Source organism: Nonomuraea sp. NPDC048892 (assembly GCF_040649735.1).
Classification (GTDB): domain Bacteria; phylum Actinomycetota; class Actinomycetes; order Streptosporangiales; family Streptosporangiaceae; genus Nonomuraea; species Nonomuraea maheshkhaliensis.
In genome coordinates, this window is record NZ_JBEZFZ010000031.1 from 25,920 (window position 1) to 42,379 (window position 16,460).

The following is a 16,460-nucleotide window of genomic DNA, read 5'->3' on the forward strand; positions in this document are numbered from 1 at the left end:
CGCCCATGCCCGCAGCACACTACCGAGGCGCCGTCGTCCGGCAGCCGCTCGGCCCGCTGAGTTTCGAGGACATCCCCCTGCGCGCGCCGATCGGCGACGAGGTGCTGATCAGGGTGAGCGCCTGCGGGTTGTGCCACAGCGACGTGCACTTCATGCACGGCACCTCGGGGACGGACTTCCCGTACCTGGTCGGGCACGAGGTGGCCGGCGTGATCGAGGCCCTGGGGCCGGACGCGACGGGCGTCGCGGTGGGGGACAGCGTGGTCGTCGCGCCCATGGTGGCCTGCGGCGAGTGCCGTCACTGCCTCGCGGGACGGCCGGAGGCGTGTCCGTCGAGGCTGCCGCGCCGGCCGAAGGTGGGGCTCGGCGACGGCGCCGCCGCGACCCCCGTGCTGGGCGTCGGCGGCCTGGCCGAACGGGTCATCGTGCCCGCCAGGCAGGCGATCGTCATCGACCCGAGGGTTCCGCCGAAGATCGCCGCGCTGCTCGGCTGCGGCGTGCCCAGCGGGTTCGGTGCCGCCGTGAACACCGCGCGGGTCGGCCCGGCCGACGACGTGGTGGTGATCGGGTGCGGCGGTGTGGGGATCGCGGCCGTCGCCGGGGCCGCGTACGCGGGCGCGCGGCGGATCATCGCCGTGGACACCAACCCGGACAAGCTAGACGTCGCCGCGCGCTTCGGCGCCACCCACGTGATCGACGCGTTCGGCGAGGACCTGAGCGAACGGGTGCGGGAGCTGACCGGCGGCGCGGGCGCTGACGTCGTCCTGGACGCGGTCGGCGGCCCCGCCACCTTCGCCACGGCCGACGGGCTGCGCGGGCCCGGCTCGCGGCTGGTGATCGTCGGCGCGCCCCGGCAGGGCGACACGGTCGAGCTGCCGCTGCGCCGGCTGTTCCTGAACGCGGGCTCGATCAGGGTCTCCATCTGGGGAGACTGCGTCGCCTCCCGTGACCTGCCCCTCCTGGCGAGCCTCTACCTGGACGGCCGCCTCCCGCTGGACGAGTACGTCTCCGGATCGCTCGGCCTGACCGACGCGCAGGAGGGCTTCGACCGGCTGCTGGCCGGAAAGGCGCTGCGCAGCGTGGTGGTCATCTGAACGTCCGATCCTCAGGGCAGTTGACAAGCAGACATCCACCAACCGACAATCAACTCAAATTTCGGACTGTTTGTCCGATAATTGACACAGACAGGATCAGATGATGGCCACAGCCGATCTCCGCACTCCGCGCTCGCTCAACCACATCGCCTATCCGACCTGGAACTCCCAAGCGACGCACGACTTCTACACCGAGGTGCTGAAGTGTGAGCTGCTCACCGCGATCCAGCTCGACGAGGTCCCGTCGAACGGCGCCAAGACGCCGTACCTGCACACCTTCTTCGGGCTGGGCGACGGGAGCGCCATCGCCTTCTTTGAGGTCGACGACATGCCCGACCCCGGCCCCGACTCGGTGCCGTCGTGGGTGCGGCACATCGCGCTCAACGTCGACTCGATGGAGGAGCTGCACGAGTGGAAGGCGCACTTCGCCGCCAAGGGCGTGGAGACCGTGGGCATCGTCGACCATGACGGCGTCTGGGAGTCCCTCTACATCTTCGACCCCAACGGCGTGCGGATCGAGCTGACGTACCAGACCCGCGAGCTGAACGACGACGACGCGAAAGCGGGCGTCGAGACGCTGCGGAAGTGGACCGCACGCGGGTAGCGCGCTCGTCGCCGACCCACCACCTGCCCTACTCGCGCTGATCAGGAGCCGCCCGTGCTGTCCCGCGAACTACTGCCCATCCCGATGTCCCAAGGCGGACGCCTGGACATCAACTCCGGCGTCGCCCGGATGAGCGGGAAGATCTGGGCCACCCTCTGGAAGGACGACCGGCGGCAGCCGACGACCGCCGTGCTGATCGTGCACCCCGCCTCCAACTTCATCGGCCACTACGCGCTGGAGGAGCTGGCCTCCCGAGGCGTGGCCGCGGTCGGCCTGGCCACCCGGTACGTCGGCAACGACTCCGCGCTGATCATGGAGAACTGCGTCCTGGACGTCGGCGCGGCGATCCGGCGCCTGCGCGAGCTGGGCTACGAGCGGGTGGTCCTGGTCGGCAACTCCGGCGGCGGCGGCCTGGCCGCGCTCTACCAGGAGCAGGCCGAGCACCCCACCATCACCCACACGCCGGCCGGGGACCCCGTGGACCTGACCGGTGCCGATCTGATCCCGGCCGACAAGATCGTGATGGCCATGGCGCACCCCGGCCGGGCGATCGTCTACACCGAAGGGCTCGACCCGGCCATCACCGACGAGCAGCGGCCCTTCGACCGCGACCGCTCGCTCGACATGTTCGACCCGGCCAACGGGCCCGCGTACGGCGAGGAGTTCGTCGAGCGTTACCGCGCCGCCCAGATCGAACGCAACCGCCGGATCACCGCCTGGGCCGCCGAGCAGATCGAGGCGCTGCGCGAGCACACCAGGGAGTCGCAGGACGGCCGGAAGGAGGCGCCCGACGACCTGCCCTTCGTCGTCCACGGCACCGCCGCCGACCCGCGCTTCCTGGACCTGGCCCTCGACCCGTCCGACAGGAAGACCGGCACCCTGTGGGGCTCCCCGTGGGTGGCCAACTTCCAGCCGGCGTCGCTGGGCCACCTCACCAGCCTGCGCTCCTGGCTGAGCCAGTGGAGCTACGACCGCAGCCGGGCCAACGCCTACCGCGCCCTTCCCAACGTCAAGGCGCCGGTCATGGTCGTCTACGGGTCGGCGGACTGCGCGGCCTTCCCCAGCCACGCCCGCACCATGTACGAGGCCGTCGCCCACGACCGCCGCGAGCTGGTCGAGATCAAGGGCGCGGACCACTACTTCCAGGGCCGCTCCGACCTGGCCAGGACCATGTGCGACCACCTCGCCGAGTGGAGCCGATGATGGCCGTTCACGACGTGGCCGTGGTCGGCGCCGGCCCTGTCGGGCTCACCGCCGCGCTCGCCCTGGCCCGGCGCGGCGCGACGGTCGTCGTCCTGGAGGAGAGCGAGCGGCTCAGCACCGAGTGGCGGGCCTCCACGTTCCACCCGCCCACCATCGAGATCGCCCGCGACCTCGGCGTCGTCGGCACGATGTTGTCGAGCGGCATCGTGGCCAGGAAGTACCAGGTGCGCGACCGGCGCGACGGGCTGATCGCGGAGTTCGACTTCGGGCTGCTGGCCGACGAGACCGCGTACCCGTTCAGGCTGCAGCTCGAACAGTACAAGTACACCCAGATCATCAAGGACGCCATCGAGGAGCGGCACGGTCAGGTCGACATCCGGCTAGGGACCGGCGTCGTCGGCGTGAGCCAGAGCGACGGCGAGGCCGCGCTGACCACCGCCGCCGGGGAGCGGGTCGCGGCCCGCTGGGTGCTCGGCGCCGACGGGGCGCGCAGCACCATCCGCAAGGCGCTGGGCACGCCGTTCGAAGGGCTCACCTACGATCACCGGTATCTCGTGCTGAGCATCGACTACCCGGTGGAGACCCTGCTGCCCGGCATCTGCGACGTCAACTACATCGCCGACCCCGAGGAGCACCTGCTGGTGCTGCGGGTGCCCGACCTGTGGCGGGTCGTCATCTCGGTGCCGCCCCACGTCACCAGCGACGAGGCGGTCTCCGACAAGTACGTGGCCGAACGGCTGCGCGGCCTGTTCGGCGACCACCCCGAGCTGCCGCTGCGCGAGCGGAAGATCTACTCGGTGCACCAGCGCGTGGCCGACGCCTTCCGCCACGGCCGGGTGCTGCTGCTGGGCGACGCCGCCCACGTCAACAGCCCGATGGGCGGCATGGGGCTCAACGGCGGCATCCACGACGCGTTCGACCTGTCCATCCAGCTCGGCGCGGTGCTGACCGGCGAGGCCGGTACGGACGTGCTGGACGCCTGGGCGCACCGCAGACGCAAGGCCGCCATCGAGGCGGTCAAGGAGCTCACCCACCGCACCACCACCGCCATGGCCGAGCAGGACGAGGTGGAGCGGCGCAAGTACCAGCGCCAGATGTCGGAGATCGCGGCGGCTCCGCAGCGGGCGCGCGACTGGATGATGGACGCTGCGATGATCTCCAATGTACGGACCCATGACCTCCCACCCCGCGCCGGATGAGCGGCTGGCCGCGTACCGCATCGAAGGAGACCGGATGGCTCACGAGCCGAACGACCTGCCCGAACCCGCCGAGCTGAAGATGAGCGTCGCGACCGCCCTGCGCGCCGCGGCGCAGGCGGCGGGCGATCGGCCCGCCATGATCCAGGGCGACGGCGCCGTCAGCTACGCCGAGCTGGACGGTCGCGCGGCGCGGCTGGCCGGGGCGCTGGCCGCGCGCGGGGTCGGTCCCGGCTCGACCGTCGCCATCGGCCTGTACAACTCCTTCGCGTACCTGGAGACCATCGTCGCGGCGTTCAAGCTGGGCGCGCGGCCGGTCAACATCAACTACCGCTACCGCGCCCCCGAGCTGCGTTACGTGCTCGACTACACCGACGCGGCGGCGTTCGTGCACGACACGAGCCTGGCCGCCCACGTTCGCGAGGTGCCGGGCGACCGCCTGCTGCTGGAGGTCGGCGCCGAGGCGGAGCCGGACGCGCCGGTCGTGCCGTTCGAGCGGGCCGTCGAGCACGAGCCGGTCCACCGCGACGCCGCCGCCGGCTCGCCGCACGGCATCATCCTGCTCACCGGGGGCACGACAGGGCGCCCCAAAGGTGTCATCTGGGACCGTGACGGCCTGCTCGGCATCCTGCGCGGCGTCTTCCGCCAGGCCGGGCTCGAACCGCCGCGGACACCGGACGAGGTGCGCACGCGGGTCCGCGAGCTGCGCGAGAAGGGCGGCACGCCGGTCGTGCTGCCGATGTCGCCGCTCATGCACGGCACCGGCCTGTTCCACGCGCTGCGCACCCTGCTGGCCGGAGGGACGATCTGCTTCTGCACCTCGCGCTCCCTCGACGCGGACGAGGTGTGGCGGACCGTCGAGCGGCGCGCGGTCACCGAGATGGTGATCGTGGGGGACGCGTTCGGCCGTCCGCTGGTGGACGCGCTGGCCGCCGCCGAGCGGGCGGGGCGGCCGTACGACATCGGCAGCCTGCGCTCGATGACCAGCTCGGGCGTCATCTGGAGCGCCGAGGTCAAGCGGGAGCTGCTGCGGCGCGGCGGGATGACCCTGATCGACAACATCTCGGCCTCCGAGGGCGGGCCCTTCGGCCAGGCGCTGGCCCGCTCGGAGGCCGACGTGGCCGACGGACGGTTCACGCTGGCCCCCGTCGCCCGGATCCTGGACGAGAACGACCAGGACATCAAGCCCGGCACCGGGCAGGTCGGGGTCCTGGCCAGCGCCGGGCCGCAGCCGGTCGGCTACCTCAAGGACCCGGAGCGGACCGCCAGGGTCTGGCGGACCATCGACGGCGTCCGGTACGCGGTGCCCGGCGACCTCGCCTCGCTGGACGCGGACGGCAGGCTGATCCTGCTCGGCCGCGGCGACGGCGTGATCAACACCGGCGGCGAGAAGGTCTTCCCCGAGGAGGTCGAGGAGGCGCTGGTGACCCACCCGAGCGTCTCCGAGGCCGTGGTCGTCGGCGTGCCCGACCCGCGCTGGGGGCAGATCGTGGTCGCCGTCGTCGCGCCGGCGGACGCGCTCGCCGAGGTCGAGGACGAAGAGCTGAGCCGGCACGTGGGCGAGCGGCTGGCCGGGTACAAACGCCCGCGCGCCATCGTCCGGGTCGAGGCCATCCCCCGCAGCCCGGCCGGCAAGATCAACCGGCCGTCCGCGCGGGAGCTGGCCGTCGGCCACCTGCGCCCGGCCACCAAGGAGGCGACGCAGTGACTGATGTTCCCTTCCCGATCGAGCAGGGCCACGTGCGGGCGTTCGCCCGCGCCATGGGGGAGGACGCGGACGTGGTCGTGCCCACCTTCCCGATCGCCTTCTCCCAGTTCGACCCGGACTGGCCGCTGCGCATGAAGCCCGGCGAGCCCTGGAACGGCTCAGGAGCCGACGCGGGCCGCTCGTCGGGCGGAACCGGCGGCCTGCACGCGGAGCAGGAGTTCGAGTATTTCCGCCCGATCCGCGTCGGCGAGACGCTGACGGCCCGCAAGCGGCAGGGCCGCACCTGGCACAAGAGCGGCCGGGCCGGCGTGCTGAACTTCGCCGAGCGGCACGTCGACTTCCACGACGCCGACGGCAACCTGGTGGCCCGCTCCACCTCGGTCTCGGTGCGCATCACCCAGGAGGAACCCTCATGACGGTGAAGGCAGGCGATCAGGTGTCCCAGGTCGTCGTGACGGACCTCAAGCGCACCCAGATCGTCATGTACGCCGGCGCCTCCGGCGACTACAACCCGCTGCACACCGACGAGCCGTTCGCCACCGAGATCGCCGGGCATCCGACCGTGATGTCCCACGGGATGCTCACCATGGGCCTGGCCGGCCGGGTGCTGACCGACTGGTTCGGGCACGAGAACGTACGGCGCTACCGTGCCAGGTTCAAGGCCCCCGTCTGGCCCGGCGACACCATCACCGCGACGGCGGTCGTCACCGACGTCCAGACGGTCGACGGGCGGCGGCGCGCCGAGCTCACCCTCACGGCGGTGAACGCCGACGGCGTGGAGGTGCTGTCCGGCACCGCCACCGCGATCATCGACGAGGCGGAGCGCGGAGGAGCGATGAGGATCGACGAAGGCGAGGGAGAGCGATGACCATCGACGTCACCTCGCTGGACGCGGTCGACGTGCACACCCACGTGCACACGTCCGTCCACGAGGCCCAGGAGCCCGGCGACGGCAACGACCGGTTCGCCGCGATGGCCGACTACTTCAAGGCCGGCGAGGTCAGGAAGTTCACCGTCCCGATGATCGCCGAGTACTACCGCGAGCGGAACATGGCCGCGATCGTCTTCGGCGTCGACTCCATGCACGTCAGCGGGCGGGAGCAGGTGCCGGGCAACCAGGAGATCGCCGAGCAGGCGGCTCTGCACGCCGACGTGCTCATCCCGTTCGCCAGCATCGACCCGCACCGGGGCGCGGCGGGCGTGCGCGAGGCCCGGCGGCTGATCGAGGAGCACGGGGTGCGCGGCTTCAAGTTCCACCCCACCTCGCAGGGCTTCTTCCCGAACGACCGGATGGCCTATCCGCTGTACGAGGTCATCGCCGAGCACGGGCTGGTCGCGCTGTTCCACACCGGCCAGACCGGAGCCGGGGCGGGCACGCCGGGCGGCGGCGGGCTGCGGTTGAAGTACTCCAACCCGATGCACATCGACGACGTGGCCGCCGAGTTCCCCGAGCTGAAGATCATCCTGGCGCACCCGTCGTTCCCCTGGCAGGACGAGGCGCTCGCGGTCGCCATGCACAAGCCGGAGGTCTACATCGACCTGTCCGGCTGGTCGCCGAAGTACTTCCCGCCGCAGCTCATCCAGTACGCGAACACGCTGCTCAAGAACAAGGTGCTCTTCGGGTCCGACTTCCCGATGATCACCCCGGAGCGCTGGCTGGCCGACTTCGCCAAGATCGGCATCCGCGACGACGTCCGGCCGAAGATCCTCAAGGAGAACGCGGCCCGGCTGTTCGGACTCACCGGCAAGGCATGAAACCCGGTCCTGGAGGTCGCCATGCACTACACCGGTCCCTTTGACCGGACCGTCGACGTCGTCGTGCTCGGCCTGGGCGACGCCGGCGCGGTCGCCGCGGTGACCGCCCACGACGCGGGCGCCGAGGTGCTCGTCGTCGAGAAGCAGCAGGCCGCGGGGCACCGGCCCAACAGCCGCTACGCCGCCGGCTTCTTCCTCGTGCCCGAGGACGTGGACGGCGCGGTGGAGTATCTGTCGGCGATGTACGCGGTCAACGGCGAGCTGTCCACGGTCGATCCCGCCCTGATCCGCGCCTGGGCCGAGGAGACGGCGGCCAACCCGGGCTGGCTCGACCGGCACGGCGGCGAATACGTGAAGATGGACATCCGCGGCGAGCACCCGTCGCTGCCCGGCCACGAGTCGATCAGGGTCTACAAGGCGCGGCCCGCGGGCGAGCCGGAGGGCTACACCGGCTGCCCGATGCACGGCTTCCTGCGCGGCCTGATCGCCGAGCGCGCCATCGAGGTCCGGTACGGGACCGCGGCCCGATGGCTCCTCACGGACGCGACGGGCGCGGTCATCGGCGTGGAGACCGAGCATGACAGCGGGATTGAGCGGATCGGGGTACGCCGCGGCGTCATCCTGGCCGTCGGCGGCTACGAGTCCAGCGAACGACTCAAGACGCAGTACCTCCCGATCACCCCCGCGCACTTCTACGGCACCGAGCACAACACCGGCGACGGCATCACCATGGCGATCGAGGCCGGCGCGGAGCTGTGGCACATGAACGTCTGGCCGGGGCATTTCGTGGCCAGGTTCCCCGGCGACGGCTACACCGGAGGAACGGGCATCGACCTGTGGGGCTCTGGCCGGTTCGGGCCGGGGGACGAGCGAGCGCCCGGTTCGATCTTCGTGGACGGCACGGCCCGGCGCTTCATCCGCGAGCCCGGCCGCCAGCACGCCGCCAACCTGGAGCTGCTGGCGATGGACGCCGACTCGCTCACGTACCCGAGGATCCCCACCTGGTGGATCTTCGACCAGGAGCGTTTCGAAAGGGCGACGCTCGTCCCGACATACTCGGGCCCGGCCGGGCCGGTCGGCGACTACACCTGGAGCAAGGACAACGTCGCCGAGCTGCGCAAAGGCTGGATCCGATCGGCCGGCTCCGTCAAGGAGCTGGCCGAAGTCTGCGGCCTCGACGCCGCCGTGCTGGAGCAGACCGTAGCGCGCTACAACGAGCACTGCGCGAACGGCCTCGACGCCGACTTCGGCCGCGATCCCGTCACGCTGACCCCCCTCGGCGGCGACCGCTACTACGCGGTCCCGCTCTGGCCCGGCGGGTCCCACACCGTCGGCGGTCCACGCCGTGACGCGAACGCTCGGGTCGCGTCGATACGGGGAGGTTCGATCAGCCATCTCTACTCCGCCGGAGAGCTAGGATCACTACACGGCCTGCTCTATCCGACCGGCGGTGGCAGCATCGCCGAGTGCCTGGCATTCGGCCGGATCGCTGGACGCAACGCGGCAGCCGACCGGGTAGGTGGAAGTTGACGCTCGAAGTGAGATCAGGCCGGCTCCATGCAGACACAGCAGATGTCCGTGGCACCGACGGCGGTAGGGATGGCTTGACGTGAGCACTGGTGATCGCGCCGGCGAGGGCGGGAGTCAGGGCAGTGGCTCGCAGACCCTGGATCGGGGCCTGCGGCTGCTGGAGCTGCTCGCCTCCGAAGACCGCGACATGACCGTCGCCGAGCTGGCCACGTCGCTGGGCATGCACCGGCAGGCCGTCTACCGCCTGCTCACCACGCTGCGCCTGCACCGCCTGGCCGCGGAGGGCAGCTCGGGGCGCTACCGGCTCGGGCTGGGCGTGATCCAGCTCGCCAGGCAGGCCAACCCGCAGCTCCGCCGTGCCGTCGTCCCCTACCTGCGCACTCTGGCAGAAGAGCTCGGCGCCACCACGCAGTGCGTCGTGGCGGAGGGAGCCGACGCCGTCGTCCTGGCGGTCGTCGAGCCACCCGACGCCATCTTCCACCTCTCCCAGCGCAGCGGCGCCCGCCACCCCCTCGACCAGGGGGCCAGCGGCCTGGCCATCATGCTCTCCCGCCCCGCCCAGGCCGGCGACCCGCCGGCGGTGGTCGAGGCCCGCGAGCTCGGCTACGCGGTCTCCCGCGGCACCTTGACCCCGGGCGCGGTGGGCGTCGCGGTGCCGCTGTACGACAGCGACGGCCACCCGCTGGACGCCAGCCTCGGCATCGTGTCGATGGTGGACCTGGAGGTCGAACGCACAGCCAAACGCCTGCTCGAAGCCGCGGCCCAGATCACGGCCCGGGAGCTGTAGCCCGCTCGGGGTCCAGGAACATTCGTGGCTCGATGGAGCTCGCGCAGCGGGCCGGTCACTGCGGGCGGGTCGCGCGGACGTAGTAGAGCAGGTGGGGGAGTTCGCCTTCGGCCTCCACCTGGAAGCCGGCGTCGGGGATCATGGTGCCGAGCAGGTCCCGTGGGTCGTGGCGCATGGCGGGGCCGGAGAGCAGGCCGATGACGCGCCGGGCGAGCGGGTTCACCGGTGGGCGGAACTCGGCGATGAGCAGGCGTCCGCCCGGGCGCAGCACGCGGAACATCTGCCGCAGCGCCTCGGGCCTGGCGCCGGCGGGCATGTGGTGCACGGCCAGGCTGGAGACCACCAGGTCGAACGAGCCGTCAGGGAACGGCAGGCTCTGGCCCTCCCCGACGACATACGTGCAGTTCGCCGAGGCGCGGCCGCGGGCGTGGTCGATCATCGCGGGCGACGGGTCGAGGCCGGTGACGTGGCCGGTGGGTGTGACCACGGGGGAGAGGATGCGGGTGAGGTAGCCGGTGCCGCAGCCGACGTCGAGGACGCGGTCGCCGGCGCGGGGCCGGGCGGCGGTGGCCAGGCGGGTGAAGGTGGCGCGGCGGGCGCCGAGGAAACCGATCGTGGCGAAGGCGTCGTAGGCGCGCGGCCGGTCGATGGTGCCGCCCTCGTCGGCATGTTCGTGGTGGCCGTGCAGCAGCTTGCCGAGTCCCATGGTGGTTGGCTCCGTTTCCGTACGATGTGTTCGGTATGAAGCATGCGTTCCCCGTAGAGCGCGGTCAACGAGCAGATCGGACGTGGTGTGCCGTACCGAACAGAGGGTGGGAAAGTGTCCGGAGACCGGAGGGTGCGACGCACGCGGCGGCTCGTTCAGCAGGCGCTGGTGGAGCTGATCCTGGAGAAGGGCTACGACGCGGTGACCGTCACCGACATCATCGCCCGCGCGGACGTCGGCCGCTCCACCTTCTACGCGCACTTCACCGACAAGCAGGACGTGCTGTTCAGCAACCTCGGCGAGCTGGCCTTCCTGCATCGGCTGCCGGCGGCGCGGGAGGCGGAGGAGCTGTTCGCGTTCAGCCGGCCGATGTTCGAGCACGTGCGGGAGCAGGAACGGCTGGTGCGGGCGCTGCTGGGCCGGCGCAGCGGCGGGTTGGTGCAGGCGCGGGGTGAGGAGCTGCTCGCCGCCGTCGTCAGGGACGAGCTCGTCGCCGCGGGCGCCCGTCCGTCGCCGGGGCTCGACCTGCTGGTGGTCTGCGTGGTGGGGGCGTTCATGGGGCTGATGCGGGCGTGGGTGGACGGCGAGACCGGCGCCTCGCCCGCCGAGCTGGACGCCGCCTTCCGCGCGGCTGTGACTCCCGGTGTACGCGTGGCGCTACGTCCGGACGAGGCCCCGCGCCCGCCGCACGCCGGCGCAGGCTCCGTCCCGACGCACGCTTGCGCGGAGCCTACGGCCGTGGGCGATTGATGCCGGTCTCGTAGGCGAAGCTCACGGCCTGGACGCGGTCGCGGAGACCGAGTTTCATCAGAAACCTCCGAGGAAACCCCCGCCTTCAGGCGGGGGAGGAATCGGCCCCCTGCGGGGCAGGGCAGGAACAGGCGATTGGCCGCCAGCTGAATCGCCGCATCGAACAAGTGCGCGAATTTTCCTTGATCGTTCGGTAGGATGCCAGGCATGGTGCAGATCGTGAAGCGGGCCTACAAGTACCGCTTCTACCCGACCCCCGAGCAAGCCTCGCAGCTGGCCCGGACGTTCGGCTGCGTCTGCCTCGTCTACAACAAAGCCCTCGAAGAGCGCACCCGCGCCTACACTCAGGAAGGCAGGCGGGTCTCCTACGCCGAGTCGTCGGCGATGCTCACCGAGCGGAAGCGCAGCGGCGAGTTCGGCATCATGCACGCCATCGGGGCCCGGCCGCGCACCGTACGCCGGATCGTCGCCGCAGAGGGGCTCCTCCTGGCGGTCGCCGGGTGCGTGGCCGCGGTCGTGCCGGCGGTCGTGCTCACCTGGCTGCTCGGCGCCGGGCTGGGCAACCTGTTCATGAACGTGCCCATCCCGTTCCGGATCTCGGCTCTCGGGGCGGTGATCTGGGTCGTGCTCGCCCTCCTCGGCGCGGCGCTGGCCACCGACGCCGCCGCTGCCCGCGCCTCCCGCCTCACCGTCAGGGAAGCACTCGCCTACCTGTGAGACGGGATATATATGCAGGTCAGAGGGGTTGGGGAGACTTCCATGACCTTGGCCGGGGCATAACGCCCGCGGCCGGGAAGCGCCGGCCGTGCATCGGGGGACAGGGGCAGGGCATGGTAGTGATCGATGGAGCGCCCGCCGGGGTGCGGGAGGACGCGGCGGCGCGGGTGGCCCGCAGGACCGAGCAGCGCCGGCGGCAGACCGCCCTGCTCGCCGAGCCGGGCGGGATCGCCCGGGCAGATGAGCCGGTACGGGTGGCCACCCGCATCGATCGGCTCAGCCACCACTACCGTGACATCCACCCGATCGATCCCGCTGCGCTCACCGCCGCGGACCCGGCCGCCGTGAGCGCGGCGGTGGCGGTGCTGGAGCGGATCATCCAGACCAACGACCTGCTTCCGGTCGGTTACCTCGAAGGCGGGGCGGCGGCGGCGCGAGCGGTCGGGCGGGTGGTCGTACGCGACGAGCGCGGGCGGCTGGACGGGTACGGCACCGGATCGCTGGTCTGCCCCGAACTGCTGCTCACCAACCACCACGTACTGGGCGATGCCGGCACGGCGGGCAGCAGCAGCATCGAGTTCGACTACCAGGACGGCGTCGACGGCAGCCCACGGCCGCTGCAGGCATTCCCGCTGGATCCGGGCCGGTTCTTCTTCGCCGACCGGGAGCTGGACTTCGCGCTGGTGGCGGTGAAGGCCGCCCCGGCAGAGCTGGCCAGGTTCGGGTTCAACCGGCTGGTGGCTCCTGAGGGCAAGGCCATCGTCGGCGACTTCGTCACGATCATCCAGCATCCGGGCGGGGAGAAGAAGCAGGTCGCGCTGCGGGAGAACCGGATCGTGGACGTCCTGGAGTCGTTCCTGCACTACCAGACCGACACCGAGCCCGGCTCATCCGGCTCGCCGGTCTTCAACGACCAGTGGGAGCTCGTGGCCCTGCACCACGCCGCCGTTCCCGCGCCTGAGCACGACGAGTTCGGCGGGTTCATCAACGAAGGGGTGCGCATCAGCCGCCTGCTGGACGTCCTGCGCCGCCAGCCGTTCCCGCCGGAGCAGCGAGCCCTGCTCGACCGGTTGCTCGCCGAACGCATGCCCCTCCCGTCGGCTCCGTCGGCTCCGTCGGCTCCGCCCGCTTCGACCAACGGCTCGATGAACGGCTCGATGAACGGCTCGCTCAGCCGGCCGGCCGAGCCGGCGCTGGGGCAGGCGCCGCTGACGCTCACCTTGACCGCCCCCGTCACCGTTCACCTCGCTGGGCCGATCGCCGTGGACGGCCCGTCCATGGCGGCGCCGGAGGCGATCCAGATAGATCCGGACTATTCCGGTCGCCGCGGTTACGACCCGGACTTCCTGCCGGGCGGGCATCGGGTCGCGCTGCCCACGCTGCCCCCCGATCTCCTCTCGCTGGCGGCAGTCACCCGGCAGGCCGGCGACGGGCAGTCGCACGTGCTGAACTACCACCACTTCAGCGTGGTGATGAACCGGCAGCGGCGGCTGGCCTTCTTCACCGCGGTCAACATCGACGGCCCGACCAGCCTGCGCATCCGCCGCGACCCCGACCGCTGGATCTTCGACCCGCGCCTGCCCGACAGCCAGCAGACCGGCGAGGACGTCTACCGCGACAACCCCCTCGACCGGGGCCACCTGGTCCGCCGCCTGGACCCCGCGTGGGGAGCCAGCCTCGCGGTCGCCAAAGGCGGCAACGACGACACCTTCCACTTCACCAACTGCACGCCGCAGCACAAGGACTTCAACCAGAACCAGACCACCTGGGCCGGCCTGGAGGACTACATCCTGGACAACGCCGACAACCGCGATCTGAAGGTCAGCGTCTTCACCGGCCCGGCCCTGGCGGCCGATGACGACCCGTACCGAGGCGTCCAGCTGCCCCGCCAGTACTGGAAGGTCGTGGCGATGGTCAAACACGACGGCGAGCTGTCGGCCACCGGCTACCTGCTCAGCCAGGACCACCTCATCGACGGCCTGGAAGCCGCTCCCGGGGAGTTCTCCTACGGCGCCTACAAGACGTACCAGGTGCCGATCCGGCGGATCGAAGACCTCACCCGGCTGTCCTTCGGCACCCTCTCCGACGCGGACCCGCTGGCCCGGATGGAGGGGGTCACCACCGCCAGGGAGATCACCCACCTGCGCGAACTCACCCTCTGAAGCCCGGTCAGGTTCGGCCGAGGCGGGCGGTCCGCAGCTGGATGGCAATGGAGGCGGCCACGACGACGATGAACAGCTCGACAGCTGGGGCTGATGTGGTCTTCCTTTCGCCGCTCGACCCCACGGTGTTGTTCGACGCGGTACGGAGTTCGGGCGGCGCATGGGCGACGTGCCGCTCTGGACACTCGACGCCTCGCAGCTTGACCCGGCGCGATGCTGCATCCGGCTCATGCGTGTCACACCGGGAGCCCGGACCGCCGATCCCGGCAGCGAAGACGACTACCTCCCGCTGACCACCGCCACGCTGCGGGCGGTCTCCGAGGTGACCAACCGCGCTCTTGAGCGGCTCCGAAACCTCGGCTCAGACGAACCGCTGCTGCCTTGGGGCGACGTGCCACACGTTCTGCACCGTGGGCCGGTGCCGCTCAGCCTCTTCCAAGAACTGCTGTCACCTCCGACGCGGCATTGGCCCGGTTCGGCGGACAGCTGATCTCCGGAGGACCATCACGGTACCTACCGTTGATGAAGGAGCTACCGGCCCACTTCGCCTGCGGGCGGTCTCTACGTCCGGGACCAGCGTTGGTTGGCGGCGCCTGTGCAGGTCCAGATTTGCAGTCTGGTGCCGTTGGCCGTGGCGTTGCCCGCTACGTCCAGGCACTTGTTCGCGCCGACCGCGGTGATGCTGCCGTCCGTGTTGAAGCGCCATTTCTGGTTGCTCTGGCCGTTGCAGTCCCAGATGATGACGCCGCTGCCGTCGGCGGTGCCGGCGTTGTGGACGTCCAGGCACTTGGTGCCGTAGACGCGCAGTTCACCGGCGGCCGTGCTCGTCCATTGCTGGTTGGTCTGCTGGTGGCAGTCCCAGATGACCACCTGGGTGCCGTTGGCCTGGGAGGCGCCGGTCACGTCGAGGCACCGGCCGGAGCCGGCGCCCTGGAGGCGGGTGGCGGACGGGGCGGGGGTGCCGCCGCTGACCCGGTACACGGCGGTGCCGTGTGCGGGGACGCTCGCCGAGATGGCGCCGGTCGTCGTGGTGACGGCGTTCGTCCAGGCATCACGGAGCGTGAACGGGCCGCCGGTCAGGCCGATGGCGGAGGCGGTGGTGCTGATCGTGGTGGTGCTGCCGCCCTGGTTGAACAGGGCGACCGCGACGTCGCCGTTGTTCAGCCGTTTGGCCAGGACGCGGCGGGTGCCGTCATTGCTGACCTGGGTGGCCTGCAGACCGAGCGGGTCCTGGTTGATGGCGACGAGGTTCGTGTTCTTGAGGATCGCCGAGGTGGCGTTGTCCATGTTGCGGACGTCGTTGCCGGCGATGAGCGGGGCGGCCATGACGGCCCAGAGGGCGAAGTGACTGCGCATCTCGGTGTCGTTCATGTTGCCCCGGCCGACGACCATCATGTCGGGGTCGTTGAACTGCCCCGGCCGGGCGCGGCCGGCGAGCGGGACGTTGACATTGACGATGTTCTGGATGCCCATCGGGTACCCGTTGGTCTGCCCTGTGTTCCAGGCGTTGGTGATGTCCTCGGTCGTGCGCCAGATGTTGGCGACGTCGCCCCAGTCGCGCTGCGGGCCGGTCTTCTCGTGGATGCTGTTGGGGTTGATGCTGTAGAGGATCGGCCGACCGGTGGCGGCCAGCGCGTCGCGCATCTTCGCGAAGGTGCGCACCTGGTCGTCGATGGTGCCGGTGGGGGAACACCAGTCGTACTTGAGGTAGTCGACGCCCCAGGCGGCGAACTGCCGGGCGTCCTGGACCTCGTGGCCGAGGCTGCCGGTCGCGCCCGGGTAGGAGCCGAAGTACTGGGCGCAGGTCCGGTCCAGCGGCGCCTGGTAGAGGCCGAACTTCAGGTTCCTGGCGTGCAGGTAGTCGCCGAGCGCCTTCATGCCGCTCGGGAACCGGGACAGGTTGGCCTGGAGGTTTCCGGATGAGTCGCGGTTGGGGTCGAACCAGCAGTCGTCGACCACGACGTACTGGTAGCCCAGGTCGCGCATGCCGGAGCTGACGATCGCGTCGGCCGTCTGCTTGATCAGCGTCTCGCTGATGTTGCACCCAAAGGTGTTCCAGGTGTTCCAGCCCATCGGCGGGGTGCGGCCCACGCCGTTCTCCAGCGCCTGCGCCGGCAGGGACGGGCCGACCGCGACGGCCGCTGCCGTCAGGGTCAGCATCGTGGTCAGGGCGAGGGAGAAGCGCGTTCGTCTCCTGCTGGTCATCGATGTCTCTCCTCAGTGGGGGGCGTGGGTCCTGGACACGGCT

16 protein-coding genes are annotated in these 16,460 nt (G+C 70.9%); 14 read left to right on the forward strand and 2 right to left on the reverse strand.

From position 1 onward, the window contains the following. Positions 1-5 precede the first annotated feature (5 nt). From AB0C28_RS48490 to AB0C28_RS48535, 10 genes are all read left to right on the forward strand, one after another. Positions 6-1,094, forward strand: a complete 1,089-nt coding sequence (locus AB0C28_RS48490) for a zinc-binding dehydrogenase (RefSeq protein WP_358083126.1) — start codon at positions 6-8, stop codon at positions 1,092-1,094. Positions 1,095-1,194: 100 nt separating this feature from the next. Further along, complete coding sequence (locus AB0C28_RS48495; RefSeq protein WP_358083129.1) at positions 1,195-1,698, forward strand: VOC family protein; 504 nt, start codon at positions 1,195-1,197, stop codon at positions 1,696-1,698. A gap of 54 nt (positions 1,699-1,752) precedes the next feature. Then, on the forward strand, positions 1,753-2,901 hold the full coding sequence (locus AB0C28_RS48500; RefSeq protein WP_357862206.1) for an alpha/beta hydrolase: 1,149 nt from the start codon (positions 1,753-1,755) through the stop codon (positions 2,899-2,901). After that, the gene (locus AB0C28_RS48505; protein ID WP_358083132.1) at positions 2,898-4,100 is read left to right on the forward strand and encodes an FAD-dependent oxidoreductase; all 1,203 of its coding nucleotides are present in this window, start codon (positions 2,898-2,900) and stop codon (positions 4,098-4,100) included. Before AB0C28_RS48500 ends, AB0C28_RS48505 begins: the two co-directional genes overlap by 4 nt. Continuing rightward, complete coding sequence (locus AB0C28_RS48510) at positions 4,075-5,805, forward strand: AMP-binding protein (protein ID WP_357862210.1); 1,731 nt, start codon at positions 4,075-4,077, stop codon at positions 5,803-5,805. The genes AB0C28_RS48505 and AB0C28_RS48510 overlap by 26 nt, the downstream gene beginning before the upstream one ends. Next, positions 5,802-6,221: a MaoC family dehydratase N-terminal domain-containing protein gene (locus AB0C28_RS48515; RefSeq protein ID WP_358083135.1), complete on the forward strand. Its 420-nt coding sequence runs from the start codon at positions 5,802-5,804 to the stop codon at positions 6,219-6,221. Before AB0C28_RS48510 ends, AB0C28_RS48515 begins: the two co-directional genes overlap by 4 nt. Beyond that, positions 6,218-6,673 carry a MaoC/PaaZ C-terminal domain-containing protein gene (locus tag AB0C28_RS48520; RefSeq protein ID WP_358083138.1) on the forward strand — a complete coding sequence of 152 codons (456 nt, stop codon included), beginning with the start codon at positions 6,218-6,220 and terminating at the stop codon, positions 6,671-6,673. Before AB0C28_RS48515 ends, AB0C28_RS48520 begins: the two co-directional genes overlap by 4 nt. Further along, positions 6,670-7,560: an amidohydrolase family protein gene (locus tag AB0C28_RS48525; RefSeq protein ID WP_358083141.1), complete on the forward strand. Its 891-nt coding sequence runs from the start codon at positions 6,670-6,672 to the stop codon at positions 7,558-7,560. Before AB0C28_RS48520 ends, AB0C28_RS48525 begins: the two co-directional genes overlap by 4 nt. A 21-nt stretch (positions 7,561-7,581) precedes the next feature. After that, positions 7,582-9,090, forward strand: a complete 1,509-nt coding sequence (locus AB0C28_RS48530) for an FAD-binding protein (RefSeq protein WP_358083144.1) — start codon at positions 7,582-7,584, stop codon at positions 9,088-9,090. 79 nt (positions 9,091-9,169) lie between these two features. Continuing rightward, positions 9,170-9,877: a helix-turn-helix domain-containing protein gene (locus tag AB0C28_RS48535; RefSeq protein WP_357862219.1), complete on the forward strand. Its 708-nt coding sequence runs from the start codon at positions 9,170-9,172 to the stop codon at positions 9,875-9,877. Between the two features lie 55 nt (positions 9,878-9,932). Here the strand turns inward: AB0C28_RS48535 and AB0C28_RS48540 are convergent, their stop codons facing one another. Further along, a complete protein-coding gene (locus tag AB0C28_RS48540) occupies positions 9,933-10,583 on the reverse strand; it encodes a methyltransferase domain-containing protein (protein ID WP_358083147.1) in 651 nt (216 codons plus the stop codon). Positions 10,584-10,715: 132 nt separating this feature from the next. On the opposite strand from AB0C28_RS48540, the gene AB0C28_RS48545 reads away from it, so the two are divergent. The 4 genes from AB0C28_RS48545 (at position 10,716) to AB0C28_RS48560 (ending at position 14,702) form a co-directional block, all read left to right on the forward strand. Next, the gene (locus tag AB0C28_RS48545) at positions 10,716-11,333 is read left to right on the forward strand and encodes a TetR/AcrR family transcriptional regulator (RefSeq protein WP_358083150.1); all 618 of its coding nucleotides are present in this window, start codon (positions 10,716-10,718) and stop codon (positions 11,331-11,333) included. A gap of 207 nt (positions 11,334-11,540) precedes the next feature. Next, complete coding sequence (locus AB0C28_RS48550) at positions 11,541-12,050, forward strand: helix-turn-helix domain-containing protein (protein ID WP_358083154.1); 510 nt, start codon at positions 11,541-11,543, stop codon at positions 12,048-12,050. Between the two features lie 113 nt (positions 12,051-12,163). After that, positions 12,164-14,212, forward strand: a complete 2,049-nt coding sequence (locus tag AB0C28_RS48555) for a DNA/RNA non-specific endonuclease (RefSeq protein WP_358083157.1) — start codon at positions 12,164-12,166, stop codon at positions 14,210-14,212. A 160-nt stretch (positions 14,213-14,372) separates the two neighbouring features. Further along, positions 14,373-14,702 (forward strand): hypothetical protein, encoded by a 330-nt coding sequence (locus AB0C28_RS48560; protein WP_357862229.1) that lies wholly within the window; start codon positions 14,373-14,375, stop codon positions 14,700-14,702. Positions 14,703-14,773: 71 nt separating this feature from the next. Here the strand turns inward: AB0C28_RS48560 and AB0C28_RS48565 are convergent, their stop codons facing one another. Then, the gene (locus AB0C28_RS48565; protein ID WP_358083160.1) at positions 14,774-16,417 is read right to left on the reverse strand and encodes a ricin-type beta-trefoil lectin domain protein; all 1,644 of its coding nucleotides are present in this window, start codon (positions 16,415-16,417) and stop codon (positions 14,774-14,776) included. Positions 16,418-16,460 lie beyond the last annotated feature (43 nt).